The organism is Caballeronia sp. Sq4a, from assembly GCF_023170545.1.
GTDB lineage: Bacteria > Pseudomonadota > Gammaproteobacteria > Burkholderiales > Burkholderiaceae > Caballeronia.
In genome coordinates this window covers 1-26,991 of record NZ_CP084250.1, presented here as the reverse complement: position 1 = coordinate 26,991, position 26,991 = coordinate 1, and the positions used below count along the sequence as shown (strand labels likewise).

Here is a 26,991-nt window from a genome sequence, read left to right as displayed (position 1 = left end):
GGATAGAGCGCGGACGGACGTTCAGACGTTCGGCCGCTTCGTCGGTTGTCAAGAACTTGCGGACGCAAGTCGGGAGGGGGACTACGTTCGTTTGTTTATGGTTCATTTCAAAGTCGGATAGCAATGACCCCTGCTGGCCCAACTACTGCCGTGGCACGCTAGCCGACTGTTTGACTGCAACTGCGCATCTCGCCGGACGACACGTGGGGAGGATTCGTGTTCCGATCATGCGAGGCGCGACGTTGGTGAACTATACCAGTTTATTTAGGATGACGGACGTTCCTGCACATACTCACCCAATTTTCACGCCTTCGAGCATTCGATGGCCGATCGGGTGCCAAGGCTGTGGCCGACCACGACCAGCCGTTCGCCATCACCGTGATACGGCCATTCGAGGGACCGCTATGGGTCAGGCAACGCACAACGAGTCAGCTTTCGTTCCTGGGCAGACGGCGGCGAGGCGCGTAGGCCGTTCAGTCACCAAGCATTGGGCAGCGACCAAGGATCGCGAAACCCCTCGAAGCTTGCTTGAGAGCTCCCTTCCGTCGCCGTGGTGCCACGTGCCTTCGATATTCCGACCGGCGTCTATATGTGATCGCCCCTCGTCAAGATCACCTCCGCCTCGATCCTATCTTACTCAGCCTGCTTCGTCTTCGGCAGCCAGTGCAATGCCTATAATCCAAAACCGGCCGTCTTTATAGCGTGCCATCATGTCGATCGATGCGTTCGTCTGCTTTTTTGTAACGCGAGTGTCATGTATGGGGCAGACCCGAGCAGACCGCATCGAGCATAAGGCGGGCGATACAGGGACATCTGACGCAATCTAGAGACGTTCGCACGAAGATGTAACTCTTTCAATCATCGTCTAAGTTCTGCGAATAGAACGCAATCACCTGTGTAAGGTTTACGACAATGCCTTTTTCCGTAAGACCAGCCTGTCTTCGAAGCAACAAGCTCCGCAGGGCCGATTTTTTTTCTACTGGCGTCGCATGGTGGAGCATGCGATGACAGTTTGGGCAGAGAGCTACGATGTTTCCCGTGACGTCGAGGCTCACCTCGAAGCGTGGCTGAGCGCTCATGGGAATCAGATGGTGCGCCTCGACGTAAGGTCTGCCGGTCTTTTTTGCCGTGAAGCTCGTATGCGTGACGTCGAGCTCGCACTTAAAGTCGGCATACAGTAGCGCTGCGGCTGCCTTGCGAGAGTCTCGGCAATATTGGGCCCCGGTTTTCGCACGAGATTTCGCTGGTGGGGGCTCCACCCCTCTTTTTTCCTCTGGGAAAGGAGCGCCGCCTATCATTTCTAGAGCCGCCTGGATAGCATCGTCCTGATAGTCGTTGTCAACTACAGGCGCGAAATCGATGAGTGATAAGCCGGCGAACTTATAGACTTCGTTATATAGGTTGAGCAAGCTAACGAAGTCGGACGAGAGCTGGCGCTCATCCGGCAGTTCACTCGCGGGATAGTAATATGAGACTATAGCGGCCTGTTCATAACCCTTACCCAATCCGCCCTTGGCTCCTAGATCGATGGGACCGAATTGTGCCCGAATAGGTCGCGATAAATGCATAGCTACTTCTCGGGCGACATCCCGTGATTTCTGAAGGGCGAGCGCTTCAGAGTGAAAGGCTTCGCGAAACTGACTATAGCCCTGATTAAGAGACAAATAGCAACCTTTCATGTTTTCGGCGAACAACAGCACAATGTAGTATCCGTTTCTGGCGCTCTCGGTTATCCGCCTGTCGAAAATTCCCACCCAGGGACAAAGGGCCATGTTCCCTAGACCGTATGAACCTTCGAATTTATGCGTCTCCGCTTGAGCCGATATAGACGACGCACGTTTGAAGAAACCCGGTAAGGCTTCGACGATCGCGCGTTGCGCTGGCGTGGACGGCGCATAAGCTTTCTTCATGCTTACACGTGTTTCTATGTAATTTTCAAGTACATCTCTCAGCGCTTGCAAGATCGGCCCCGTTCTCTCTGTTATACATAAGCTAGAAGACGTTTAATGTTTCACCGCCTGATTACAAAAGGGGTGGGTCAATTGGCAGTTGCCGACGTGCCCGGCTCCGCCGTCCTGTAGTCGAACAATATGGTCATAGGAAACTGACTTTTGTGGGTCAAGGTACCCTTGGCAAATGGGACACTTCATAGCCGATGCAAGGGACGACCGGAGGAAGGCAGCGCTCTTCGAGTCGTCCGAGAAACCTGCGCCGCCAGCCATCTCTGAGCCCACTATAATTTTTCCAACAAGACCTGCATAGCTAACCAGGTCGGCATCCGACACTGTCAGCCCCTCGTTCAGGGCGTTGATAACTTTGTCCAGCAAATCGGCATACTGACTTGTTCTGTATCGACTAATCGTCCTCTGGAGGATCGTCGCCAGCAAGTCCTTATGTGAAATAAGCAGGGCTTCCAACGACGCACGCACCGCTGTAAATTTATAGAAAAATAGCGAATCGTTATTGACGATCTTCCTTGCGAGTAGCGTAGCCGTTCCCATGAACAGCGGTCCCACGTGCCTTCCGGTTGGACCATAGAAATAGATTGCCGGATGAAGACCAAGGCTACCTTTGTCGTTACCTGTGAATCGAGTCGCCAAGTTGACGGCCTTTTTTAGAACCTTGATCGTTGAGCTACCGTCGTCATCCTCCGGCGTTGTATCGAGCGCGCTTGGCTCACCACTTTGATTCTTGTTCGCCGTAACTATGAACTCAATAAGAACCTGGAGTGCCGTCCTGACCCCGGTTGAGCCCCCAAGCGGTAGATCAAGTGTTTTTATGGGAGCGTTGAGTTCCGGTTCGAACAACGTGGTGTGAAGCCGTTGCGCGAGGGTCTCGATCTCGACTACATTTTCATGCGAGAATGACGACCAATACTTATGGCCCATGCCGGCGCGGATAACAGCGCGCGCTGCAATTGCAACGGGCCTCTTGCGATTCGCTAATAGGAGCTCTTCGATTGAGTCCAGCGGAGTACCCTTCGTATTAATCTTGAAGAAGGATCCTTCCGCTTTTTCTGCATTTCCTTGGACCCATTGAACTGGCAGTCCGCGCGAGACAATCGTATTAATTTTTCTGAGTTCAGTTTCGGTAACAGACGTTCGATCCATCCTTTGGAAGTGTTGCCACGTACCAATCCTCGTTTTCACTAGTTCCCGCGTCTGCTTCGCGGAGCGCCTCTGTTCATCCGAGATTTGGTGGCCAAAGAATGCGGTCGACAACGGCCCATCGCCGTAGTCATCCTCGACCCAGGCGCGTAAGACACTCAATCGGTGTCCTCCGTCAATAACGAACAAGTAGGTTGGCGATCGCCAAAGAATAACCGAAGGAATGAGGTCGCCATTTACAAAACACTCGAGAAGTGACACGACCTGGTCTGGCGTCCAATGGTTTGTCTCGCGCTGAAAATCTGGCTTGCGGAGGCTCGACGGCAGTAGGCTACCGGGTGCGAAGTCGCGTAGAGAAATTGTGGCAACTGCATCATACGAAGAGGGCACTTCACTATCTGCCACTGCGAAATCTGCGCGGAGGATCATGGCATCCAGGTTCACTAAGCGACTTCTGCTGGCCATCTTCGTTCTCGGAAATTGTTTTCATGAATTTTATATCGGAAGCACCCGTCATTTGTAGGCCAAGCGGCAGAAGGAAGAACGCCGCGCGATCGACGTCAAGCGGTAGGAAAAGGAACGTTGCAGCCGAGGCCAAGTCCGAGGAGGAAGAACGCGCCGCGGCCGAGGGCAACCGTTTTGAACGAGCAACGTTCGACCCTGGAGGTGGAAGCTAGAAAGTCTTCGATGGCGCTCTTGCAAGGGTGGGCATCAGTCGTTCGCCCACTGATTCGATGCTGGTCGCAATGTCGAGACGCTCGCAAAGCCGGCCCGACAACCATCCGCACACGGCCGATACTATCTTGCATCAGTTGAAGGGCTGTTGTCGGGTCGGGAGTATGCACTGACGACCGTCCGTTCCGGGCAGCGAGATTCCGGTGGCCGCTTTCCGAGGTTCAGTTTGAAAAACCGAACGGACGCCCGCCGACCCTCAGCAGCCGCCGGTCGACGGATCGATGGTTTAGGGGCCGTTCATCGGCCAAACTACTCATTGATTTGAGCAGATTCGCCTGCGACTTCAGCCCTGCTCCGTCTTCTTTGCATCTAGGACCGTCTGCATTCTTACTCCGCTTTTGCCGCGATGCACCTCCTCCAATTCGGTTTGTGTCTCCAGACTTCAAAAGCTGCAAGGCACCATTACAGCTTTAGTCGCTCAAGAGCCTCTTCGTACTCGAGCGATCGGGCGGAGCGAGCTTTAGTCGTTTGCGATGGGCTGAGCATCTTCAGGCCTTCGAAGCGCTCGCAGCGACCTTCGAACTCGCCGCACCATTCTGAGAACAATTCGTTCGCCTCCTCTGCGGTAAGATCGGGCGCTTCTAGCATTTGTTGGTACGCCGTAATCAGTAATGACTTACCTCGCTTAACGCCGGATTTTCCTTCCGCAACGGCACGGAGAGCTTCGACCTTAAGCTTGTAGAACGGGAACGTGCTCTCGTCTGCGCGTCGTGACGACCCTATAACGTTCCAAAGCACAAAATCTGACGCAACGAAGAACAGCTCTTTGCCTTCATTTTCGTCAAAGTACATTAACCGCCTTTCTCGGACTCGCACGTTTTGGAGGTCGGTTTTTCCCGGGGTGGCAAGCAGCAGAGTGAAGCCGGAAGTCAACGGAGAAAATGGCGAAGGTGTGAGACACGCACGTTGCCCAGCCAATAGCGAAGTTTGGTCAAGACCAAGCAAAGCCTCGACCCCTTCCAGTAGGGGTGTACCAACTTTCGCAATCATCTCGAACTGACCGGCGCCCGCGAATAAACTCGATAGTCCCTCCACCATCTTTAAAAGCGTCCGCGCGCGGTTGTCTCGTTCAATACGGTATAAGCTTAGCGACACATCGACATCGCCGCCACGGTAGGGGTAAGGTCCAGCCACCAGCGCGTCGTTCAGAACTGATCCATATTTCGGTTGATCACTAGCCCACTGCCGTTTTATTGTGTGCGGTCCAATCGCCACTGGCAGCGCTACCCGAGTTCCCCCGTAATTGAACTCCACCACGCAGAAGACAAGCGGATCGTACTTCACCCACCATTTTGCGTTGTCGCGCAGGCCCATCTCATTCACGCGTATGGTAAAGTAATCTTTATTACGAACAATTTCCGCGTCCAACCCGGAAGCAGGAAAGCACTGGGCCACCGGTATCTTAGTGGCAGACGGCAGCATCTCGTGGTGTCCGCTGAGATAGACGAGCCGTTCCTTTAGGGTTTCTGCAAAATTTGACATGGCGCGCCTGCTAAGAAGATGGGCAAGGACTTGCTTTCTTCAGGTCTTGAACGTTTAGCATCGAGTCAGCGTCTAATGACAGATTCTCGTCGTCGTCGGACTCAATAATTGCACACGCCAGGTGTCTCAGTGATTTTTCTTTCGCCTGATTAAGCAGCCAATCGTTTCTGGAAGACCGGATATCCCAAATTCTCGCGTAAATTCCGCTCTGAGAACGACGTTGCTGTTGTAAGAGAAGGAAGTTTCCGTTTTGAAAAAACTTTAAACTCAGAGGATTCGCATCACCATTTATCAGCGGCCCGGTGAAGCCGGACAGCGTATGCGCTTCAGTGAACGCCGGCCCGTTCGACGAAAAGAGCCAGACCCCAGCCCCGGTTGTCCAAGAGAACTTCAGACTGCTATCCGACATCGACGCAGCAAATGGCGGCGGAAACCAGGGAAATGCGCTCGGCAGGATTTTGAGTGGCGCCACGTCTCGATATAATCCGGTCCTTTGGCGCGGGTTATTTGGCGCAGGCAAAGAAATGCCGGTCGATGCGACCGTGGACGAATCAAAACTATCCAATGAAACATGATGCAACGAGCCTTCAGCATCTAAAAAAAGCATTGAATTGGCACCATCCACGAACGTAAAGGCGGCCGGCTGCAGTGCCCCGTGCGCGCTCTTTTCAATGATTTCAAAGTCGATATGGAAAAGCTCGTTATCAGATAGACGCCCGACATACAAGCGATTACTGGGAAGAAACTGGCGTCGCTCGGTGTTCGTCGACGCATCGAATGGATCAGCGGACTGCGGCTGAGGCGCCTCTATGCGCGCCGTGCGTTCGACCAGATAGGCAAAGTATTGCGGCTCATGGCTTGACTGCGAGAATATGGGGCCGACCGCTGTTCGATCATAGAATATAACCCGTTCTGGGGCGGACGCGGACATGCTCTGAGTTTCAGTAATATCCGCCGCTTTTAGCGACAGTATGTGGACCTCCGTAGGCTTCTCCGCCGATATCTTGACGCCCTGCACAAAAACCATACCCCTGGCAAATTCAATCTTCGTAAAAGTTGCGGTGGAGAACCACTTCGGTATTCTCAGTCGGAGTTCGATGGCATGCGACGTGCCGTCTGGGGACCAAAAATAAAGCCTTCCGCCAACAAAGGCGACCGGTCCAAGTTCGTCAACGAATCCAACGGCAGGAATCGATTTGGGATCGTTACTAATCAGTCGCAGATCAAACTGTCGGGTCCGGCTTTCACCAGCGAATGTTATGTAGTCGGAAGATGTCGGGACATCGAATACGCGAAGTTTTGTTCCGCTGGTATCGAGGGCCGCAATCCGCCGACCCTCTCGGTCAATGCCCACAGCAAGAAATTTCCCCGAAAACACCGGAACTCGAGCCAGCGTACTCCGTAATACTGCGACCGTCTCACTGGCCCGCAATCTTGTTTCGCTTTGTCCGAAAACCCGCGGTCGATCTGTGACGTAGAGATTAGCCATTAACCAAAAAAGGCTCTGCTTGAAATCTGAGCGGGGCGCGGCTGCCGCCAGGCTGTTGCGTGACCGGATTATTTCTCCCTGCGTCTCGAGCAGTGCCTGATTTTTGTCATACAAGACGTAAGTCGCACCAAACAGCAGTGGCAGCATTAAACCGATGGCGAGTAAGTATCTGTGCCGCCTGTGCTTTTCCTCGTCTCTGACGGCGTTGGCTGACTCCCACGAGAACTGCCATTTTACAAGTGGAAGGGCTAGAATGTCATGCTTCAAACTAAAGTGGCTTGGGCTAACCGGCGGCTCGGCGCGCAGTAGCGGTTTCTTGCCGGAGGACAATCTGCCCAGAGCAACGTTGACCTTCTTGTCGATTCCGCACTCGTGGGCGCGTTCAATCAGCGTATCGCGGGACTCCATAAAGGACACCACCGTGCCGCCTCCCTGGCGGCTCACTAATGAACAAAGCAGCCTATACCAACTCTCGCTCTTTGCTCCCGTCAGGCGGGCAGCACGCTTGATACCACGGTCTACGTAGGTGCTTAAAATGCCGTCAATGCGACCGAGGTTATCATAATCGTCGATAGTTATATCCCGGTTCGAATCCGTTAAACCATCGTAAAGACTTGCGCAGATCACTTGTAGGATCGGCGTAACAGAACCGTGTTGGCGCAACTCGAGAAGGTCGGAAATTATCTTTTCCAGTACTCCAGGTGCAAACTTCAGGTTATACACTGCCCTACCAGCTTCATCTTTCGCCTCTTCGGCGGCCCGCACTGTTCGGATTAGAGCATTGCGGTCCCTGATTGGGTAGAGAACGCAAGATTCAAGCCCCCCACTGCGCGGACGCTTCGAAAGGCGCTCGTCATCGATACGCATCTCCTCCTGGAACCGCCCGTAGTATTCGGTGCGCATCGCTATAATGATTCGGATAGCGATATTACGAATATATACCTCTTCAATGAAGTCGAAGAAGGCGCCGGAATTCTCGTCGAAGGAGCGGTCCCCGGGTAGTCTAGTTAGGACTTCTTCTGCTTGGTCCAAGATCAGGCAGAATTTTCCCGGAAGCTCGCCACACACAAGCTCGAAGGCTTCAACCAGCGCGAAGGCAAGTGCATGGCGGCTCTTATTCCAGGAGCTGTCGAGGAGCGCTAGCGCCTTATCTTTTACAGCCGGGTCGATAAAGATTTGCTCAGTCGGTACACCGTCGCTGTCGTTACTGCCCGTCACGAATAGATTGGCGGCGAGCGCATGCTTAAGCGCTGTTGCGATTGCCGGCACGGGATCCGATGTGCAGCGAATTACGCAGTCATTTTCACTGAGAAACACGCACTGGGCGTCGTCAATCTCCCGTAGTTTGGGAATTAGCCCGGCGCGCAAAAAGGAAGATTTCCCAGCTCCACTGGAGCCTTGCAAGACGAGGATTTTCACTTCGAAGCTAAGAAACGCTCTGACGCAACGTCTCACATCTTCGTCTCTTTCACGGAACAAGGCAGCGTCCGATGCTCGATAATAGTCCAAGCCCATGAATGGTCGAACAGGCCAATGCTGGACGGTTGTGAGTGTGTCCATGGTCAGGCGGCGGTCAGCTGCGGTGCGAGCGCGCCGAGTCGGAACTCGCGGTCGGCATAGCACGTGTAAAGTAAATTGAGGGGGAACAGGTCCGGGGCGTACTGCATTTTGTCGAACGCTTCACCCAGTGAGTTGCCGCCCTCTAGTTGTCCAATCAAGCGGAGTCCGCATCGAAGCGCGTGTTTGTTTAAGATGCCCGCTTCAGTTCCGACGAGCCCGCAAAATCCGCGACGTGCGACACACGACAGCAGCGATCGCTGCTCAGGCCCCGCCACTGAGCGACAGCAGTTCAGAATGACGAGGACGGGCGGAGTTGGAAAGCGCCGGCTGTGTAACATTCGTTTGAAACGAACGCTCTCCATCCGCTCGCTGTTTGAAAGTTCTAGCCAGTCACCATTCGAATGGGCGAGGATAAAGACGACGCTGCCATAAGCGGCCATCTCCGCATACGCGGAGCGGGCATCCGCCCATGTGTAGCATATCCGTCGAATAGGCGGTTTTATTCCCGGGATCAGCGTACAGTCGGAATCTTCTTGGTGCAAAGCGTAAAGTTCGCTGAATTCATTCGGAGGTACGGCTAGATCGTTTCTGTCGCATCCGCCTCCGTCAACTAGCATCGTGATCCGAAAGCGCGTCAACCAGAATCCGGCAAAGTCGCTGATGGAAGGCCTAGTGAAGGCAATTGGTTCTTGTTGAGAGAAGGTGAACCCTAGCGGCAACGTTCCGTCTTCCTCTGAGCAGTGGACTATCAGCTCTGAGCCCACTGGAAGCCGTTCTATACGCGCGATCATCTCTGCGGCTCGCTGATCCGCTTCGTCGAACATCGCTGCGTGAAGGGCGTCGCCACACTGCCGAATTCTTGTCAGGTGCCATAGATACTCCCGCCATCCGGGGTCAAGCTCCTCCCTCATGTCGTCAGTGTCTCTTACATAATTGCTTAAATCTTCGAGCTCTGCTCGAATCTCACTGCTCCGTTCTTCTAGCAGTGCTGCGCCTAATTTGGCGCTGCTCCAATTTCGCTCACCGTCGGGCCTGCAAAGGAGCTTCGTGATCTTTCCGTTTGGTTCAAATCTGAGTTCCATGCGGGGCTCCCGGCGAGTAGGTTGCCTGGCGATTTGTCTTCTTAGATTAGGATAAATTTTTGGCGGAGTACTAACGACTTAAGCGTGCGGTAGCACCGCCGATGTTTTCGGCCGACGCAATGAACGTAAGAATCCCTGATTGGCGGTCCGGATGATCATCCGGCGGACGGTCGCGGAAGCCAGCCTCGATGCGACGGCGCCGTTTGAGCCTGGCCGTTCAGTGGACGTGGATGACCGTTGATTGCCGGGTGCCGCCTCGTATGAGCCCGTACCCGACCCCAGCCATTGCTTAGCGTGACAAGTGGTGAGGCTGCAGGGCATTGCGAGACGCGAACGCCAGCCGAGCGGGATGAGCAAGCTTGGTGCGGACCCGTGTGCGGCATCGAACCAACCTGCGCAATACCTGCTTACGGTTTCGAAAGCAATCGCCTACGTTTCAACTGGAACCGGCGAGGGCGACGAGAGACTCGTGAGGAGAACATCATGGATGCGCAATCGCTACAGCAAGGCGATAGTGGGAACAACGTCAAGCAACTGCAGCTAGCACTCCTGCAGTATGGTTTCAACCCGGGCATGATTGACGGAGAATATGGTCAGGGCACCGTTGCAGCAATTATTGCTTTTCAGCGGAGCGAAGGCCTGTTGCCGGACGGCGTAGCAGGGCCGCGAACGCTGTTCGCACTACAGCTTGCCGAATCGAACGCGCTACCCTCGCCGATTACAGGCGTAACTGTCGAAGCGGTAAGTCGGATGTTTCCGGCGACGCCAATCTGCAACATCAAGGCGAACCTACCACCATTGCTGTCCGCGCTGTTGAGCAACAGGGTGGCCGACAAGCCTATGATATTGATGGCACTTGCTACAGTGCGTGCTGAAGTGGAATGCTTTGAACCGGTAAGTGAGGGGCAGTCGCGCTATAACACCTCGCCGGCCGGCCACCCCTTTGATCTTTACGACAACCGTCGAGATCTCGGCAACAAGGGGGCACCAGACGGCGAGACGTTCAAGGGGCGCGGGTTTATTCAGCTCACGGGTCGCAATAATTATGCTGCATATGGACGCCGGCTGACCGTTCCAGTGGATCTTGTCGCCAATCCTGAGCGCGCCAGCGACACAACCGTGGCGGCGAATCTACTCGCGTTGTTCCTTGCAGACAAGGAGCTAGATATAAAGAACGCGCTACTAGCCGGCGACACCCGGCTTGCACGTCGGCTGGTGAACGGCGGGAGCCACGGTCTGGACCGCTTTGAGGACGCTTATCGTCGCGGCTTGGCGCTGATTCCAAACTAAGCAAGCAGTCGTCGCGAGTCCGGCCGAAGGGCAGCAATGTGGCGGTTGACGTTAGTGATTCGCATGGACGCGTTCACTGCGCCCTGCAGGTATCGCTCGTTGCACTCGTCGTGCAGGTTTGACGGACGCAGTGACTTGACTACGGAGATCAGAATGGCCGGGCTTCGCGTGGCGATAGCGGTGTGGCTGTGCGTGCTGCCGTTGTCCGCTTTGCATGCGGCGGGTGCGCCGGCAAGCTGCATGAATGGTACCGTCACCTCGGTCGACACAGACGCATCGTTGAGATTAGCGTCAGCAGCGCCGGTGACCCGCGTTCTCCCAGCGGAGGGAGACGCCCGCATCGCCTACAGCGCACAGAAATCACTTGATACACCACAGCATTTTTTTGCTTACGAGCGCGGCCATCGTTATCGAGTGCGTGTAACCTCCGTCGAACAAACTACGGACAAGGTGCTGCCTGACTATCCCGCTGAAAAAAGCATTGTCCTTCATCTCGACATTACCAAGGAAGGCGACGGGTTCCCTCTTTGGCATCGGCGGTCTTTCGTCCTTGTCGAATGCCGGGGAGATGCGCCGGTCTCGTGGGCACCGGTCGAGGCCAGCGTCAGTTCGCCCATTGTTGGGCTGCTGTGGATTCCGACCGCGTCGCTCATCTACGCGCTCTCCATAACCGCGGTTTACCTATCGCGAAAGAAATCCGTGGAGGGCGCAAAAAAAAACAAGGACGGCTTAGCGGAAAAATATCCATCTGTTTTCGCGATGAAGCCTTTCGAGTTTCGCGACTTCTTCAACCCAATTCAGCTTGCGGCCAACGCATTTAACCAAGCCAGCGTGCAGAAACTGCAAGTTCTAATGTTCTCGTTTGTCATCGGCTCTTTGGTTCTTTCTCTTGTTTTGAGAACCGGGACACTCGCGAATATGTCCGCAACCGTCGTCGCCCTCCTTGGAATATCCGGCTTCGGCGCCACCGTATCGCAAATTACCTACACCACCAAGACGCGGCTGTCTTTCGACAACTGGGCCTGGCTACAGACCAACCACGTCCTGGCTGACGACAAGCTGCGCGGGCCAGAGTGGAAGGACCTCGTCTTGACGAACCGAGAGTTCGATGTCTACAAACTGCAGACAATCATTTTCAGCTTATCAGTTGCAGCAGCGCTGCTCGTCGATGGCGCCTCCAATCTTGCAACGTTCTCCATCCCCGAGGCCATGCTCGGGGTTCTCGGCTTGTCGCAAGTGGTGTTTGTCGGTGGCATCCTCGTGCGCCCACCCGCGACGGAAGATCTCGATAAGCGCCTGGTCGAGCTGCGCGGAGCAGCACAAAAAGTCATCGAAGCGCGCGCTCGCAACACGGATGTGGATGAGAATGGCAAGCTCCTTAGCGTTCTCCCGCCGGGAGGCAAGCCCGCCGAGAACGCAGCGCGCCAATACCGCGAACTTGTTTTCCAAGTCATGCCCATGCTCGAATCTACGCTTGAAATCGAAGCAGATGAAGCCGCTCTTCTTGACGCCATACTGCCGCAAGACGAGAAGCTCAGCCGAAAGGCGCTTCGCGATGCACTGCTCGATGGCTTGTCAACAAACAACATCTAGATCCCGCCATCGGAAGTCCATGCCTGCGCAGAGACGCTGAGCCGATTACTTGCAGGCTCGCTACGTCGCCATGAGAATGTCAGTGCCGTTGCCCTTCGGGCGATGAGTGATGCAGGCTTCGCCGCGCTTCCGTTTAGCGATCAGAAGGCTCGGCAATATATGAAGGCCGCGGTAAAAAGGCAGAATATACCGCTGTCTGCCGCACAAGTTTTACAAGCTCTCACGCTTGTTCGGAGTGCTCAAAAGAACAAAGTGATGCGACTCGCTCGAACGAGACGTCTACCATTGATCGCATGTGCGTCAATTCTATTTCGATGGCGCACATCCGTTCGCGCTAACGACTCGATGGTCGCTTCTGCCGGGCACGCCCCCTTTAGCGTCCCATAACGGCAGCCAGCGACGGTCGAATATTCGCCGATTAGGTAAGATCACGAGCGGCCGCTTGCGGAGACAGCAGTCTTCAAAACCGACATTCCCGCACTGACCTGTTGCGAAAGTCGTTCGACCGATGCGGTCAGTGAAGCGCCTCCCGCGCAAATACACGGAGGACCATTTCTCAAGTTGCAAGCCGAAGCTCGCTAGGTGTAGGGGAGCGCCTTGGCAGCCGCCCTCTCAGGACCCCCGAGGCCGGGGGTCGTGCCGCACTTCCGTCCAAACAGCACGCAAATGGCGCGGCTAGAAGTGTCTTGCGGCCAGCGGGCTGCTGATCGCGGTCGCCTACTCGTTTTGAACAACACGCAGTCCGGCTGTAGCGATGTCGACCCTGAAATCGACGGCCGCCTGTTCGAGCATCCATACCTCAATATTGTCGTGCCACTTGCGTAACAGGTCGAGCGGGCGCCGGCGATAATGTTTTTCAGCAATCGCGCTCGGCCTGTGCCCTTGAATTTGCGCCACCACCCCAACTGGGACCTCGCACCATTCAGCGAGCGTGCCAAACGAACGCCGCAAGCCGTGCAGTGAGACGTGCGGTAGGCCAGCAACGCCGAGCGCCTGATTGTGTGCGACTCGCGGCTCCTCGACATGCCCGCTCTGCGAGCCCGTGCTCGAAAACACCCATTCGTTGCGGCGCGGCAGCGCCCCAAGCAAAGCAGCAAGATACGGCGTGAGCGGAATCGTCCGGCCCGTGTGCTGTTCGACCTTATCCGCAATCGACAGGCTGCGCCATTGAAAATCGACGTCGACCCACCGGAGCGCGAGCATTTCCTCGCGACGCGCGCCGGTAATGAGCAACGCCTGCAAATATGCAGAAATGACAGGGTTGCCAATGTTGCGTACCGACGCGAACCATGCGGGCAGTTGCTCGCGCTGCAAGCTATCACCTTCCTTTGCCCTCACGCGCGGCACTGCATCCTTGACGCTGCGTGACCGGTACGAGTCGGTCGGGATAACGCCGCGATAGGCCGGCGTGTCGTCGGCCCACCGGATAAAACCTCGCAGCAGACGGAACGACAGTGCAGCCATTGTCGGCCGCTCGCGCGCCTCGCCATCGAGCCACTGTGCGATGCTCTCGCTCGTGAGCGCGGACAGTTTGAGCGGGCGAAGCGAAGCCAACGGTCCGGCAGTTGTTACCCCTTGTCCGCGCTTCCTGGGCTTGCCGCCTTCGTCGGCGTGCTGAACATGGTCTTGATAATGCCGCTCGCTCCAGCGCGATTTGCGTGCGTGCAGATAGGCCCCCCATGCGTCGCCGAACCGTGCGTCTTGGCGGCGCGCTTCCGCCTTCCGGGCGTCGTCGGCCGCGCGCTCCTTCAGGGCATGCTCGCGGGGATCGATGCCTCTATCGAAGAAAGAGCTTTGCAGTTCCCGGGCCCGCTCCTGAGCCTGCTCGATCGTCCAATTCAGTGCGTCGCCGACAGTAACGCGTACCGTGGCGCCGTTGAGCTTGCTTTGGAAGATATAGGACTTCGAGCCATTCGCCGTCGCTCGAAGGCCAAGTCCGGGCGCCCGGCTGTCCCACAAGAAAGATTGCGACTTACCTTCGTGGCACATATGAGCGGCGACGCGTGCTGCGGTGAAATTGATTTTGGCCATTCGGGATAGACGCTCGCTTCTCTGTAGTCGGTAAACGAAGGGTACGGCTCATGTAACTGCCGTGTAACCCGATTATGGGGCACTTGATCAACTCAAAGCAACAATGAATCCGTGGGGATTCTGCCCGAAAGCCGCGCTGGGACTAGGTTTTGGAGCTTACATACCCTTCGATCAATCTAAATAAACCTTGATCCTTGCGGACTCTTAATCCGTAGGTCGAGTGTTCGAGTCACTCACGCCCCACCAAGATTCTCAAGGCCGGTCTAGCGAAAGCTGACCGGCCTTTCCTTTTGCGCGTTCCACTGCGCGCGCAGCGCTGGCACAGCCTCGCCAGCATGACAAGCCCTTCGAACTTTCGGACCGCTCCGAAAAACCCGCTCCCCGAATGGCTTAACAATTTGCCTCCCTTTTCCGCCGTCCGACCATTCTGTCGCAGTCAGACAGACACGAGACAACGACGGCGCATTCCCGGAGGCAAATCATGAAATTCCCCAAAGCCCGCACGGCGCTCGTCGCTGCGTCCGTCGCCGCCGTCCTGTGCGGATGCGCGACCGAAGCATCGCGCTCACTGCCGGTACCCGAAGTCAGCAGCGCCCGCACGCCTTACGCCGGCAAACCGGTCGCCGTATCCGTCGGCAAGTTCGACAACCGTTCGAGCTACATGCGCGGCGTGTTCTCGGACGGCGTCGATCGCGTCGGCAGTCAGGCGAAGACCATTCTGCTCACGACGCTGCAGCAGAGCGGCCGCTTCACCGTCCTCGAGCGCGACAACCTGAACGAACTCAAGCAGGAAGCCACGTTCGCCAACAAGAACCAGGCGCTCAAGGGCGCGAGCTACGTCATCACCGGCGACGTCACGGAGTTCGGCCGCAAGGACGTCGGCGATCGCGAACTCTTCGGCGTGCTCGGAAGCGGCAAGACGCAAGTGGCGTACGCGAAGGTCAGCCTCAACATCGTCGATACCACGACCTCCGAAGTCGTCGCATCCAGCCAGGGCGCGGGCGAATACAGTCTGTCGAACCGCGAAGTGATCGGCTTCGGCGGCACCGCCAGCTACGACTCGACGCTCAACGGCAAAGTGCTCGATCTGGCGATTCAGGAAGCCGTCAACCACCTCGTCGAAAAGGTCGACGCGGGCGCGTTGCAAGCCGCGAAGTAACAGCATCAACACTCATCAGCAGGTCTTATCATGTATTTCAAGAAGCATTTCCTGACCGGCCTCGCGCTGCCGATCGCGGCAGCGTGCGCGCTGCTGACCGGTTGCGCCACCCAAGGCACGCCGCCGCTCTACCAATGGGACGGCTATCAGCCGCAGGTGTACGAATACTTCAAAGGCCAGAAGAGCCCGGCCGAGCAGATCGACGCACTCGAAAAAGCGCGCCAGCAGATTCTCGCGAAGGGCAATGCGTTGCCGCCGGGATTCCATGCGCATCTCGGTACGCTGTACGCAAGCGTCGGGCAAATCGATTCCGCCCGGCAGGAACTGAATGCCGAGAAGCAATCCTTTCCCGAGTCGTCCGTTTATATGGACTTTCTGTTGAGCCATCTCAAATAAGCGCCGGCCATGAACATGAATTTTTATCGCAAGCTCTTCACGATGCTCTCCGCTCTGCTGATGCTGAGCGCCTGCGCCTCGCGCGCGCCGCACCAGACGGACTACACGGCGTTCCGCAATAGCAAGCCGCATTCGATTCTCGTGCTGCCGCCGATCAACGACACTTCCGACATCGGCGCGACGCACGGCATGTTGGCGCAAATGACGATGCCGCTCGCCGAAGCCGGCTACTACGTCGTGCCGGTCGCCGAGATGGACGAAACGTTCAAGCACAACGGCCTCACCACGCCCACCGACATCCAGAACGTCGCGCCCGCGAAGCTCCGCGAAATCTTCGGCGCGGACGCCGCGCTGTACACGACGGTCACGAGCTACGGCACGAAGTTCATCGTCGTCGACAGCAAGACGGTCGTGTCGGCGAACGCGAAGCTCGTCGACCTGCGCTCGGGCGACGAACTGTGGAAAGGTTCCGCCTCGGCCAACGGCAACGAAGTCGGCTACAACGTCGGCGTGGGCAACGGCAGCCTGATCGGCATGGTGGTCGGCGGCATCGCCAAACAGGTCACCCACTCGCTGACGGATAAATCGTTCGACGTCGCGGGCCTGACGAGCCAGCGCCTGCTCGCGACGGGCGACAAGACCGGCCTGCTCTACGGCCCGCGCTCGCCGAAATTCGGCACCGACTGAAGCATTCGCGATAGACGTCCTCACGGGCGTCTATCGCGCCTAGACCACCTCCGCGCCGCGCTTTAGCAAAAGCTCTCGCAGCACCGACCGGTGACAGCGCGCCTCGTTCTCGCAGTAGCACCCGACTGACAGATTGGTCGTATGCGAGAGCGCCGCGAGCAGGTCGAGCGACCTGCTCGCCTCCGGCGTCGCCATCTCCGCTTTATATTTCCGCACGAAGGCGCTCCACTCCTTCTCCGTCTGCGCGCTCAGCGCCTCGGCCACCCGCTCCGCCGATGGCGCCAGGTTCGGGTACCACACGTCGTAGAAGTTGCGACTCGCGAATTCGGCTTTCGGCACGCCGCGCGGCGGCCGGCGAACGGTGCCGATGCGCAAGCCTTCGTTTTCGCTGCGCGGTGAGCCGAGCCGCACGATTCGAATGGCCATACTCCGTCTCCCTGTTTTGCTCGTCACAGCATAACCGCCGCCGATGTGTTCGAGCGCGATCCGTCGCGTTCCCGTATCGTTTCGGATTATTCTTTGTCCGCTTACTTCCGGAACACGACGTGCCCGCCGATCCCGCCCAATCCGCCCCCCGCGACCCCGATGCGCCGATGACCTCCCGCGAGCGGCGTGGCATGGCCGCCATTCTGCTGGCCGTCGCGCTGGCGACACTCGATACCGCCATCGCGAATACCGCGCTGCCTGCGATCGCCGCCGATCTCGGCTCGACGCCCGCGGCCTCCGTCTGGATCATCAACGCGTACCAGCTCGCGATGGTCGCCACGCTGCTGCCGTTTGCGGCGCTCGGCGGCATCGTCGGGCATCGGCGCGTATATCTGGGCGGCCTCGTCGTGTTCACGATCGCATCCGCGATATGCGCGTTCTCGTGGTCGCTGCCGACGCTCGTCGCCGCGCGCCTGCTTCAAGGGCTCGGCGCGAGCGCGATCATGAGCGTCAATACGGCGCTGATCAGCGCGCTGTTTCCGCTACACCGGCTCGGGCGCGGCGTGGGACTGAACGCGCTGATTGTCGGCATTGCGTTCGCGGTCGGGCCGACGGTCGCGTCCATCGTGCTGTCGCTCGGGACGTGGCCGTGGCTCTTCGCGGTGAATCTGCCGGTCGGCGTGCTCGCGCTTTTCATCGCGTGGCCCTCGCTGCCGCAGACGAAGCGCAGCGCGCACGGCTTCGATCGCGTGGCCGCGGCGCTCAACGTCGTCACGTTCGCGTCGCTCATCTTCGCGCTCGGCGAAGCGGCGCAGCGCGCGCCGTCGCGCACGGTGCTCGCGGCGCTGGCCGTTGCGCTCGTCGCGGGCGCGCTGATGCTTCGACGCGAACGCGGCCATCCCGCGCCGATGCTGCCCGTCGATCTGTTTCGACGCCCGATGTTCGCGCTGTCCACGATGACCGCCGTCTGCTCGTTCGCCGCGCAAGGACTCGCGTTCGTGTCGCTGCCGTTTTACTTCGAGACCGTGCTCGGCCGCACGCAGGTGGAAACCGGCTTTCTGATGACGCCGTGGTCGGTGCTCGTCGCGTTGATGGCGCCCATCGCGGGGCGCTTGTCCGACCGCTACGCGCCGGGGCTGCTCGGCGGCATCGGGCTCGCCATTCTGTGCGCGGGCATGGTGTCGCTCGCGGCGCTGCCGGCGAATCCGCATGCGCTCGATATCTGCATCCGCATGTCGATTTGCGGCGCGGGCTTCGGGTTCTTTCAGTCGCCGAACTTGAAGGCGTTCATGGCCAGCGCGCCGCGCGAGCGGAGCGGCGGGGCGAGCGGCGTGGTCGCGACCGCGCGGCTCGTCGGGCAGGCGACGGGCGCGGCGCTCGTCGCGTTGTGCTTCGGCATCGCGGGAAAACACGGTCCGGCGCTCGCGCTTTCGCTGGGTGCGGGCTTTGCCGGAGCGGCGAGCGTCGCGAGTGGGTTAAGGCTGGTGACGCGTGATGCCGGCTCGGCGGCGGGGATGGCGCAGGAGTGAACCGAAGGCGCGCAGATGCCCCGCTCGTGACGTGCAATACCGGCACCGCCTCGGCTTGCGTCGCGCTGGTCTAGATCAGAGGCGCTCCGACTCGCCGCTCGTCACGCGACGCAAGAGTGAACGACGGCGCTCAACCGTGATCGCGACGCGACGTCCGCGACCGTGGCACGCGGGTAACTCAAAAGCGCTCAACCGCGATGCGCGCGCCATCTCGCTGACACGGCACGCGACCACGTCGAAAGGCCCGCCGCTCAAATCCGCCGCACCTTCACCTTGCGCCCCTTCAGCTTCCCGGCGCCGAGCCTGCGGATGGCGTCATCGGCGATGCCGCGCTCTACCGCCACATAAGTCACCATATCCATCACATTGATCTTGCCGATCTGCGTGCCGTCGAACCCCGCTTCGCCGGTGAGCGCGCCCAGCACGTCGCCCGGGCGGATCTTGTCCTTACGTCCGCCGAGAATCTGCAACGTGGCCATCGGCGGCTTCAGATGCCCCGGCTCGGCCGACGTCAATTCCGACAGCGGATGCCACTCCACTTCCGCGCGCTGCGCCTCTTCGATCGCGCCCACGCGCCCCATCTCGTCCATGCTCGCGAGCGACAGCGCCCAGCCCTCCTCGCCCGCGCGCCCCGTGCGGCCGATGCGATGCACATGCACTTCCGGGTCCGGCGTCACGTCGACGTTGATGACCGCTTCCAGTTGCGCGATGTCGAGTCCGCGCGCCGCCACATCGGTCGCGACGAGCACGGAGCAACTGCGATTGGCGAACTGCACGAGCACCTGATCGCGTTCGCGCTGCTCCAGCTCGCCATGCAGCGTGAGCGCCTCGAAGCCTTGCGCGCGCAACACATCGAGCAAGTCGCGGCACTGCTGCTTGGTATTGCAGAACGCGAGCGTGCTTACCGGACGATAGTGATCCAGCAGCAGCCCGACGGCGTGCAGGCGCTCGTGGTCTTCCACCTGATAGAACCGCTGCTTGATCTTGGCATTGCTGTGCTGCTCGGTGAGCTTGATTTCACGCGGATTGCGCAGGAACTGCTGGCTCAGCTTCGCGATGCCTTCGGGATACGTCGCGGAAAAGAGTAGCGTCTGCCGATCCTTCGGGCACTGCCGCGCGACGGACGCGATATCGTCGAAGAAGCCCATGTCGAGCATGCGGTCGGCTTCGTCGAGGACGAGCGTGCGGACCCCGGCGAGCGAAAGCGTTTCGCGCTGCAGATGATCCATGATGCGCCCCGGCGTGCCCACGACGATATGCGCGCCGTGCTCGAGACTCGCGATCTGCGGACGCATGGGCGTTCCGCCGCACAGCGTCAGCACCTTCACGTTTTCTTCCGCGCGCGCGAGGCGGCGGATTTCCTGCGTGACCTGATCGGCGAGCTCGCGCGTCGGGCAGAGCACGAGCGCCTGCACGGCGAACTGCTTCGCGTCGAGCCGCGAGAGCAGCGGCAGAGTGAAGGCGGCGGTCTTGCCGCTGCCGGTTTTCGCCTGCGCGATGAGGTCGTGCCCGGCGAGCGCATGCGGCAGGCTGGCCGCCTGAATCGGCGTCATCGACGCGTAGCCGAGTTGTTGCAGGTTCGCCTGCATCGCCGGGGAAAGCGGCAGGTTGGCGAAGGAGGTGTCGGTGGTCATGGCGTTAATGCGAGCCTCGCGGCGGGATGTCGCTGACTTGTTCGTAGGAGACGGCGCCCTCCGGCGACTCGTGGCGCGTCACGTAGTTACGCGCGCCGCACATCGGGCAGCGGAACAGCAGACCCTGGCCTTCGTTTTTGATGACGACGTCCGAGGGCTGCCATTCTGCTTGGCAGGACTGGTTTCGGCAGGTGAACATGGGGGAAGTTCTCTTGATTGCGATCCGCGCGGGTGGGCCCGCGCAAGATGGATTGGCTCGAAGCGGAAGTGTACGCGGGTTGGGGCGGGGGCTTCGGGGATTAAAGCGGGCGGGGTTGTCCACGGAAGACTTGGGCGCGATGCCAGGCGACGAACTGGCTCGACGGGTGATGCTCCGCTCTGACCGGCGCGTTCAGCAGACTGCCGTGATGCCGCAACAAAATGTGGTCGAACTGGTCGGTGCCGTGCGCTTCTTCGGAGACCAGCACGCGACGCTCATCGCCAAGCGTGAAAGCGCCGATATCGAAGAGCTTGTGATGCAGGCAGCACAGCGCGATGCCGTTTTCCACGACGTCCGGTCCTTCGAACTGGAACCATTTGATGTGCGCGGCCTCTAGGCCAATCGTGCGGTTGCTGATGCGCATGTCGAGATTGCACAGCGCGCAGCGGTACTGGTACGCCCTGAGTACGTCGTCGCGAAAGTCTGGACTGCGACGCGTTCTGGCTGTCAGCGGTGCGTGAAGCGTGAGGCCGACGGCGGCGAGAATGTCCTCGTGCATGCTGTCGGGGAAATGCGCGTCGAGTAATATGCGCGCGACGTCGCGGATGGATTGCGGATTGCTGTCGAAGGTGCGTTGGACGTCATCGGACAAGCGGCCGGTCGCCTCGATGCTGCGCAGCTGCGTCTTGGTCAATGCCGCGTTGGACGCGAGCGCAACGCCCGAGCCGTGCGCCGCGACGCGCCACACGTCGTCGCTTTGCAGGCGAAGAAACGGCATCTCCGGATACAGCGTGCGCCGCCAAGGGCCGAACTCGCGCAAGAGTTCGTTCAGCTTGCTTTCGTACTGATTGAACGGCACCTCGCGGACTCCGCGGCTGTACAAGCCGAGCGCGAGCAATGCCAGTAAGGGCTTATGAGGCGCGCGCTCGTCACCGCGTTGCCAGACCTTCAACGCCTCGAAGCGCCGAAGGATGTCGAGCGGGTGACGGCGCTGCATGCTGCGATTCAAATGCGGGCGACGGGGTTGGCCCCGCTCCCCTCAAACATCAATATTCCCCGCCCGCAACGCATTGCTCTCGATAAACGCCCGACGCGGCTCGACATCATCGCCCATCAGCGTGGTAAAGATGCCATCCGCCGCGATCGCGTCTTCGATCTGCACGCGCAGCAGCCGCCGCACGTTCGGATCCATCGTCGTTTCCCAAAGCTGCTCGGGATTCATCTCCCCGAGCCCCTTATAGCGCTGCTTCGACACGTTGCGTTCCGCGTCCGCGATCAGCCACTTCATCGCGCTCTTGAAGTCCGACACGGCCATCGACCGCTCGCCGCGCTTGATCAACGCGCCTTCGCCGATCAAGCCCTTGAACGTATCCGCCGTCGAAACCAGTTGCTTATAGTCAGCGGTCAGTTGCAGGTCTTCGTCGAACACGGAAACCTTCACGTTGCCGTGATGGCGCCGCTTGATATGCAGCGAGCGTACTTCGCGCACCTGATCGTAGGCCGGCTCCACCGTGACTTCCGGCTTCAGCGGATCGGCGCGCAGCCGGGCCTCGAGCGCCTTCGCCGATGCAGCCGCCGCTTCTTCCGTCGACAGGTCGATCACGACGCCATCCATCACGGCTTCCAGCGCCGCTGCGTCGTAGATGCGGCTGATGCGATCCACCACCGCCTGCGCCAGCAGATACGCACGCGCCAGTTCGCCGAGCGCATCGCCCGAAATCGGGTCCGCGCCTTCGCTCGGAATCAGTTCAGAACCCTGTAGCGCGAGCTTCAGCATGTGCTGGTTGAGCTCGTGCGCGTCCTTCATATACCGCTCGTCCTTGCCCGCCTTGATCTTGTAGAGCGGCGGCTGCGCGATGTAGATATACCCGCGCTCGACGATCTCCGGCATCTGCCGGTAGAAGAACGTCAGCAAGAGCGTGCGGATATGTGCGCCATCCACGTCCGCATCCGTCATGATGATGATGCGGTGATAGCGCAGCTTGTCGAGGTTGTAATCGTCCTTGCCGATGCCGCAGCCAAGCGCCGTCACGAGCGTCACGATCTGCTCCGACGAGATCAGCTTGTCGAAGCGCGCCTTCTCCACGTTCAGCACCTTGCCGCGCAGCGGAAGAATCGCCTGGAACTTGCGGTCGCGGCCCTGCTTCGCCGAGCCGCCCGCCGAGTCGCCCTCGACGATATAGATCTCCGACTTCGCCGGGTCTTTCTCCTGGCAGTCCGCGAGCTTGCCCGGCAGGCCGATGCCATCGAGCACGCCCTTGCGCCGCGTCATCTCGCGCGCCTTGCGGGCCGCGTCGCGCGCGCGCGCGGCATCGACGATCTTGCTCGTGATGATCTTCGCGTCGTTCGGCGTTTCCTGCAGGTAGTCTTCCAGCGCCTTCGCGACGATCTCTTCAACCGGCGCGCGCACTTCGGACGACACCAGCTTGTCCTTCGTCTGCGAACTGAACTTCGGCTCCGGCACCTTCACGGAGAGCACGCACGACAAACCCTCGCGCATGTCGTCGCCGGTGGTTTCCACCTTCGCCTTTTTCGCGATGTCGTTGTCCGTGATGTACTTGTTGATAACGCGCGTCATCGCGGCGCGCAAGCCGGTCAGGTGCGTGCCGCCGTCGCGCTGCGGAATGTTGTTCGTGAAGCAGAGCACGCTTTCATTGAAGCTGTCGTTCCACTGCATGGCCACTTCGACGGTCACGTTCTCGCGCTCGCCGGTCGCGTGGAAGACGGTCGGATGCAGCACCTGCTTCTGCTTGTTGATGTATTCGACGAAGCCCTTCACGCCGCCCGCAAACGCGAAGTCGTCTTCCTTGCCGGTGCGCAGGTCCGTCAGCCGGATACGCACGCCGTTGTTCAGGAAGGACAGTTCGCGCATGCGCTTGGCGAGAATGTCGTAATGGAATTCGACATTGCCGAAGATCGTCGCGTCCGCGAGAAAGTGCACTTCCGTGCCGCGCTTTTCGGTGTCGCCGACGACGGGCATCGGCGAATACTGCACGCCGTCTTCCTCGACGATCTCGCGGTTCTGCACCACGCCGCGCGCGAATTCCATGAAGTGCTTCTTGCCGTCGCGGCGCACCGTGAGGCGCAGCCATTCCGACAGCGCGTTCACGCACGAGACGCCCACGCCGTGCAGGCCGCCCGACACCTTGTAGCTGTTCTGGTCGAACTTGCCGCCCGCGTGCAGTTCCGTCATCACGATTTCGGCGGCGCTGCGCTTCGGGTCGTGCTTGTCGTCGCGCTTCAGTCCCGTGGGCACGCCGCGGCCGTTGTCCGTCACGGAAATGGAGTTGTCCGCGTGAATCGTCACGTGGATGTCGTCGCAGTAGCCGGCCAGCGCCTCGTCGATGGAGTTGTCGAGCACTTCGAACACGAGGTGATGCAGACCGGTGCCATCCGACGTATCGCCGATATACATGCCCGGACGCTTGCGCACCGCCTCCAGCCCTTCGAGGATCTGAATGGAGGATGCGCCGTAGCTGTTGTCGGGTTGCGAATGTGTGTTTTCAGTCATGGATTTCTTCCGGTTCTGCGTCACTGCTTCGACACTACTTCGATAACTGCTCGTAAATGCTCGAACTTTTCAAAACACCTTAAAAACGCCAAAGGGGCGCGCCGCCCCTTGGAGTGTGATCGGTGTCGTATGCGTCAGATGCGCATCGGCATCACCACGTATTTGAATTCCTCGTTCTCCGGAATGGTGATCAGCGCGCTGGAATTCGCGTCGCCGAGCGCCACCTGGAGCGTGTCGACCTTCAGATTCGCGAGCACGTCGAGCAGATACGTGACGTTGAATCCGATATCGACGGTATCGCCCTGATACGCGATTTCGAGTTCTTCTTGCGCTTCTTCCTGGTCCGCGTTCGTGGACATGATCTTGAGCTGGCCCGGCTCGACGAGGCAGCGCACGCCCTTGAACTTGTCCGAAGTCAGAATGGCCGCGCGCTGGAGCGAACGCTGCAGTTCTTCGCGGCCGATCTCGAACGTGTTCTTGTGCGACTTCGGAATCACGCGCTGGAAGTCGGGGAACTTGCCTTCGACGAGCTTGGACACCAGTTCCACCTGACCGAACGTGAACTTCACCTGCGTCGCGGCGATGTCGATCTTCAGCGTGTCGTCGATGTCTTCCAGCAGGCGCTGCAATTCGAGAATGGTCTTGCGCGGAATGATGACTTCCTGACGCGGGAACGCGCCTTCGATCTTCATGGACGAGAACGCGAGGCGGTGGCCGTCGGTGGCGACCGCCATCAGCTGGTCGCCGTCCACTACCAGCAGCATACCGTTCAGGTAATAGCGAATGTCCTGCTGCGCCATCGCGAAGTACACCATGCCGAGCAGCTGGCGGAACGTCTTTTGGGGAACCGACAGGCTCGCGCCGAAGTCAGTAGCCTGGTTGACCGTGGGGAACTCGTCCGCGGCGAGCGTCTGCAAGTTGAAGCGGCTCTTGCCCGAGCGCACGGTGAGGCGCTTGTCGGAGAGGTCGAGCGCGACTTCGCCGGCCGGCATGGCGCGCAGGATGTCGAGCAGCTTGCGCGCGGCGACGGTGGTGGCGACCTGATCGCCGCCGACGCCGAAATCGGCGCGCGTGGTGATCTGGAGTTCGAGGTCCGTCGAAAGGAACGACACATCCGCGCCGTTCTTGGTGATGAGCAGATTGGCGAGGATAGGCAACGTATGGCGGCGTTCTACGATACCGCTCACGGTTTGCAGCGGCCTTAGAAGATTATCTCGTTCGGTCTTGACCAGTTGCATAGAGTTCCTTCATTGATGTGACGGCCTGTCCGGGCGGTTCGCCACCGTAGCGCCACCGTTCGCCCGCCGGACAACCTCGTAACACGCGTTGCCGGCCCCCCGCCGGTCACTCGCGAAAGCTTGCGCTTCAGAACCGTCCAGGCCAGCGGACGGCAAACCTGTATTGTGCCTGAAAACAGCACGGCTCCCCAGAAATTGGGGGCGTTTTCGCCAATAAACAGGCCCGCACGCGCAACAATCGACGCCTGCCGCCGCGCGCCGCCCGGCGGCTTCATCAGCCCTTCAGCGTCTGTTCCAGCACGTGCAGTTCGTGGTTCAGCTGCGCGTCGTTGCCGCGCTCGGCGGCAATCTTGCGCACTGCGTGCAGCACCGTCGTGTGGTCGCGGCCGCCGAAGAGTTCGCCGATTTCGGGCAGGCTTTTCTGCGTCAGTTCCTTCGCCAGATACATGGCAATCTGACGCGGACGGGCGATATTGGCCGGTCGCTTTTTCGAGTACATGTCGGCGACCTTGATGTTGTAGAAATCGGCGACCGTCTTCTGGATGTTCTCGACCGAGATCTGCCGGTTCTGCACCGTCAGCAGGTCTTTGAGCGCCTCTTTGGTCAACTCGATGGTGATGTCGCGGCCGTGAAACTTCGAGTACGCCAGAATCTTGCGCAGCGCGCCTTCGAGTTCGCGCACGTTCGAGCGCAAATGCTTGGCGACGAAGAACGCCACGTCTTCCGACAGGCTCACGCCTTCGGAGATCGCCTTGCGCATCAGAATGGCGACGCGCATTTCCAGTTCCGGCGGCTCGATGGCGACCGTCAGACCCGAGTCGAAGCGCGAGATAAGGCGATCGTCGATACCGGAGATTTCCTTCGGATACGTGTCGCTCGTGATGATGACCTGCGCCTTGTTGGCGACGAGCGCCTCGAACGCGTAGAAGAATTCTTCCTGCGTGCGCGACTTGCCCGAGAAGAACTGAATATCGTCGATCAGCAGCAGGTCGAGCGAGTGGTAGTAACGCTTGAAGTCGTCGAACGCCTTGCGCTGGTACGCCTTCACCACGTCGGACACGTACTGTTCCGCATGGATGTAGCGGATGCGCGCGCCGGCCTTGTCCATCAGCAGCTGATTGCCGATGGCGTGGATCAGGTGCGTCTTGCCGAGGCCCACGCCGCCATACAGAAAGAGCGGGTTGTACGAGATGCCCGGGTTGTCCGCGACCTGAATGGCCGCCGCGCGGGCAAGCTGGTTCGCCTTACCGGTCACGAAGTTGTCGAACGTGAGCACCGGATTGAGCTTCGAACGTTCGTAGGCGGAATCGGTTTCACCGCCCGCCGACGGCGCGCCGCCCGGCCGCCACGTGCGCCGGCCAGCGGCGGCTTCGTTGGCGTCGAGGCTCGGCAGGTCGAGATCGACTTGTTCTTCCTGCGTGGCCTGCGCCTGCTGCGCGGCTTCGGCAGCGAGCGCGTTGACGTGCGCCGTTGCGTTCGCGTGCGCCACCACCGAAGGCGCGGCGGGCGCCGCCGCCGGCGCGGGCGGGCGCGGCGGCGTGACGCTCACGCGCGGCGCGGCGTTCGGCGCGCCGCCGACGGCGCTGCGAGCGGTCGCTTTCGGATCGAGAACGAATTGCACGTCGATAGGCGCGCTGAAGAACTCGCGCGCCACGTCCGCGATGCGTCCGGAGAACTGGCTCTTCACCCAGTCGAGCTTGAAGCGGTTCGGCGCGGCGATGCGCAGCGTGCTCGCGTCGGCATCGAAGTCGACCGGGGTCAGCGGCTTGATCCACGTGACGTACTGCTGAGGCGTGAGCTCGCGCTCCAGCAGTGCGGAACAGTGTTCCCAGAAATCGTTCAT

19 protein-coding genes are annotated in these 26,991 nt (G+C 59.4%); 6 read left to right on the top strand and 13 right to left on the bottom strand.

Annotation, left to right across the window (positions count from 1 at the left end; translation table 11 throughout):
• Window positions 1-854: 854 nt before the first annotated feature.
• The 5 genes from LDZ24_RS28045 to LDZ24_RS00075 all read right to left on the bottom strand — a co-directional run bounded on the left by LDZ24_RS28045 (window position 855) and on the right by LDZ24_RS00075 (window position 9,455).
• On the bottom strand, window positions 855-1,910 hold the full coding sequence (locus LDZ24_RS28045) for an MrcB family domain-containing protein (protein ID WP_305854673.1): 1,056 nt from the start codon (window positions 1,908-1,910) through the stop codon (window positions 855-857).
• A gap of 93 nt (window positions 1,911-2,003) precedes the next feature.
• Complete coding sequence (locus LDZ24_RS00090; RefSeq protein ID WP_248320844.1) at window positions 2,004-3,572, bottom strand: DUF262 domain-containing protein; 1,569 nt, start codon at window positions 3,570-3,572, stop codon at window positions 2,004-2,006.
• A gap of 672 nt (window positions 3,573-4,244) precedes the next feature.
• On the bottom strand, window positions 4,245-5,324 hold the full coding sequence (locus tag LDZ24_RS00085; protein ID WP_248320843.1) for a hypothetical protein: 1,080 nt from the start codon (window positions 5,322-5,324) through the stop codon (window positions 4,245-4,247).
• Between the two features lie 10 nt (window positions 5,325-5,334).
• Complete coding sequence (locus LDZ24_RS00080; protein WP_248320842.1) at window positions 5,335-8,373, bottom strand: hypothetical protein; 3,039 nt, start codon at window positions 8,371-8,373, stop codon at window positions 5,335-5,337.
• A gap of 2 nt (window positions 8,374-8,375) precedes the next feature.
• The gene (locus LDZ24_RS00075; RefSeq protein WP_248320841.1) at window positions 8,376-9,455 is read right to left on the bottom strand and encodes a hypothetical protein; all 1,080 of its coding nucleotides are present in this window, start codon (window positions 9,453-9,455) and stop codon (window positions 8,376-8,378) included.
• Between the two features lie 483 nt (window positions 9,456-9,938).
• Here LDZ24_RS00075 and LDZ24_RS00070 point away from each other — a divergent pair, with 483 nt between their 5' ends.
• The gene (locus LDZ24_RS00070; protein WP_248320840.1) at window positions 9,939-10,745 is read left to right on the top strand and encodes a peptidoglycan-binding protein; all 807 of its coding nucleotides are present in this window, start codon (window positions 9,939-9,941) and stop codon (window positions 10,743-10,745) included.
• Window positions 10,746-10,898: 153 nt separating this feature from the next.
• Complete coding sequence (locus LDZ24_RS00065) at window positions 10,899-12,338, top strand: hypothetical protein (protein WP_248320839.1); 1,440 nt, start codon at window positions 10,899-10,901, stop codon at window positions 12,336-12,338.
• Between the two features lie 717 nt (window positions 12,339-13,055).
• Here LDZ24_RS00065 and LDZ24_RS00060 read toward each other — a convergent pair.
• A complete protein-coding gene (locus LDZ24_RS00060) occupies window positions 13,056-14,369 on the bottom strand; it encodes an integrase family protein (protein ID WP_248320838.1) in 1,314 nt (437 codons plus the stop codon).
• A 481-nt stretch (window positions 14,370-14,850) separates the two neighbouring features.
• Here LDZ24_RS00060 and LDZ24_RS00055 point away from each other — a divergent pair, with 481 nt between their 5' ends.
• Genes LDZ24_RS00055 through LDZ24_RS00045 form a run of 3 tightly spaced genes read left to right on the top strand, consistent with a single transcriptional unit; the run spans window position 14,851 to window position 16,611 of the window.
• Window positions 14,851-15,528, top strand: a complete 678-nt coding sequence (locus LDZ24_RS00055; protein WP_248320837.1) for a CsgG/HfaB family protein — start codon at window positions 14,851-14,853, stop codon at window positions 15,526-15,528.
• A gap of 30 nt (window positions 15,529-15,558) precedes the next feature.
• Window positions 15,559-15,924, top strand: a complete 366-nt coding sequence (locus tag LDZ24_RS00050) for a DUF4810 domain-containing protein (RefSeq protein ID WP_248320836.1) — start codon at window positions 15,559-15,561, stop codon at window positions 15,922-15,924.
• 9 nt (window positions 15,925-15,933) lie between these two features.
• Window positions 15,934-16,611, top strand: coding sequence for a DUF799 domain-containing protein (locus tag LDZ24_RS00045; RefSeq protein WP_248320835.1), 678 nt, complete (start codon window positions 15,934-15,936; stop codon window positions 16,609-16,611).
• A 39-nt stretch (window positions 16,612-16,650) separates the two neighbouring features.
• Here LDZ24_RS00045 and LDZ24_RS00040 read toward each other — a convergent pair whose 3' ends face one another.
• Window positions 16,651-17,037 carry a DUF488 domain-containing protein gene (locus LDZ24_RS00040; RefSeq protein WP_248320834.1) on the bottom strand — a complete coding sequence of 129 codons (387 nt, stop codon included), beginning with the start codon at window positions 17,035-17,037 and terminating at the stop codon, window positions 16,651-16,653.
• Between the two features lie 167 nt (window positions 17,038-17,204).
• Here LDZ24_RS00040 and LDZ24_RS00035 point away from each other — a divergent pair, with 167 nt between their 5' ends.
• A complete protein-coding gene (locus LDZ24_RS00035) occupies window positions 17,205-18,566 on the top strand; it encodes an MFS transporter (RefSeq protein WP_248322371.1) in 1,362 nt (453 codons plus the stop codon).
• Window positions 18,567-18,817: 251 nt separating this feature from the next.
• Here LDZ24_RS00035 and dbpA read toward each other — a convergent pair whose 3' ends face one another.
• The 6 genes from dbpA to dnaA all read right to left on the bottom strand — a co-directional run bounded on the left by dbpA (window position 18,818) and on the right by dnaA (window position 26,991).
• Entirely contained in the window at window positions 18,818-20,200 is a 1,383-nt protein-coding gene (gene dbpA / locus LDZ24_RS00030; RefSeq protein WP_248320833.1) for an ATP-dependent RNA helicase DbpA, read from the bottom strand.
• 4 nt (window positions 20,201-20,204) lie between these two features.
• The gene (locus LDZ24_RS00025) at window positions 20,205-20,399 is read right to left on the bottom strand and encodes a hypothetical protein (protein WP_244847619.1); all 195 of its coding nucleotides are present in this window, start codon (window positions 20,397-20,399) and stop codon (window positions 20,205-20,207) included.
• Window positions 20,400-20,499: 100 nt separating this feature from the next.
• Complete coding sequence (locus tag LDZ24_RS00020) at window positions 20,500-21,396, bottom strand: phosphorothioated DNA-binding restriction endonuclease (protein ID WP_248320832.1); 897 nt, start codon at window positions 21,394-21,396, stop codon at window positions 20,500-20,502.
• A 42-nt stretch (window positions 21,397-21,438) separates the two neighbouring features.
• The gene (gene gyrB / locus LDZ24_RS00015; RefSeq protein ID WP_206467309.1) at window positions 21,439-23,910 is read right to left on the bottom strand and encodes a DNA topoisomerase (ATP-hydrolyzing) subunit B; all 2,472 of its coding nucleotides are present in this window, start codon (window positions 23,908-23,910) and stop codon (window positions 21,439-21,441) included.
• Window positions 23,911-24,044: 134 nt separating this feature from the next.
• Window positions 24,045-25,148 carry a DNA polymerase III subunit beta gene (gene dnaN, locus LDZ24_RS00010; RefSeq protein ID WP_244847616.1) on the bottom strand — a complete coding sequence of 368 codons (1,104 nt, stop codon included), beginning with the start codon at window positions 25,146-25,148 and terminating at the stop codon, window positions 24,045-24,047.
• A gap of 274 nt (window positions 25,149-25,422) precedes the next feature.
• A complete protein-coding gene (gene dnaA, locus LDZ24_RS00005; protein WP_248320831.1) occupies window positions 25,423-26,991 on the bottom strand; it encodes a chromosomal replication initiator protein DnaA in 1,569 nt (522 codons plus the stop codon).

Coding starts and splice junctions, on each gene's coding strand:
- LDZ24_RS28045 (WP_305854673.1), bottom strand. CDS start 1,910: ATGAAGAAAGCTTATGCGCCGTCCACGCCAGCGCAACGCGCGATCGTC.
- LDZ24_RS00090 (WP_248320844.1), bottom strand. CDS start 3,572: ATGGCCAGCAGAAGTCGCTTAGTGAACCTGGATGCCATGATCCTCCGC.
- LDZ24_RS00085 (WP_248320843.1), bottom strand. CDS start 5,324: ATGTCAAATTTTGCAGAAACCCTAAAGGAACGGCTCGTCTATCTCAGC.
- LDZ24_RS00080 (WP_248320842.1), bottom strand. CDS start 8,373: ATGGACACACTCACAACCGTCCAGCATTGGCCTGTTCGACCATTCATG.
- LDZ24_RS00075 (WP_248320841.1), bottom strand. CDS start 9,455: ATGGAACTCAGATTTGAACCAAACGGAAAGATCACGAAGCTCCTTTGC.
- LDZ24_RS00070 (WP_248320840.1), top strand. CDS start 9,939: ATGGATGCGCAATCGCTACAGCAAGGCGATAGTGGGAACAACGTCAAG.
- LDZ24_RS00065 (WP_248320839.1), top strand. CDS start 10,899: ATGGCCGGGCTTCGCGTGGCGATAGCGGTGTGGCTGTGCGTGCTGCCG.
- LDZ24_RS00060 (WP_248320838.1), bottom strand. CDS start 14,369: ATGGCCAAAATCAATTTCACCGCAGCACGCGTCGCCGCTCATATGTGC.
- LDZ24_RS00055 (WP_248320837.1), top strand. CDS start 14,851: ATGAAATTCCCCAAAGCCCGCACGGCGCTCGTCGCTGCGTCCGTCGCC.
- LDZ24_RS00050 (WP_248320836.1), top strand. CDS start 15,559: ATGTATTTCAAGAAGCATTTCCTGACCGGCCTCGCGCTGCCGATCGCG.
- LDZ24_RS00045 (WP_248320835.1), top strand. CDS start 15,934: ATGAACATGAATTTTTATCGCAAGCTCTTCACGATGCTCTCCGCTCTG.
- LDZ24_RS00040 (WP_248320834.1), bottom strand. CDS start 17,037: ATGGCCATTCGAATCGTGCGGCTCGGCTCACCGCGCAGCGAAAACGAA.
- LDZ24_RS00035 (WP_248322371.1), top strand. CDS start 17,205: ATGACCTCCCGCGAGCGGCGTGGCATGGCCGCCATTCTGCTGGCCGTC.
- dbpA (WP_248320833.1), bottom strand. CDS start 20,200: ATGACCACCGACACCTCCTTCGCCAACCTGCCGCTTTCCCCGGCGATG.
- LDZ24_RS00025 (WP_244847619.1), bottom strand. CDS start 20,399: ATGTTCACCTGCCGAAACCAGTCCTGCCAAGCAGAATGGCAGCCCTCG.
- LDZ24_RS00020 (WP_248320832.1), bottom strand. CDS start 21,396: ATGCAGCGCCGTCACCCGCTCGACATCCTTCGGCGCTTCGAGGCGTTG.
- gyrB (WP_206467309.1), bottom strand. CDS start 23,910: ATGACTGAAAACACACATTCGCAACCCGACAACAGCTACGGCGCATCC.
- dnaN (WP_244847616.1), bottom strand. CDS start 25,148: ATGCAACTGGTCAAGACCGAACGAGATAATCTTCTAAGGCCGCTGCAA.
- dnaA (WP_248320831.1), bottom strand. CDS start 26,991: ATGAACGATTTCTGGGAACACTGTTCCGCACTGCTGGAGCGCGAGCTC.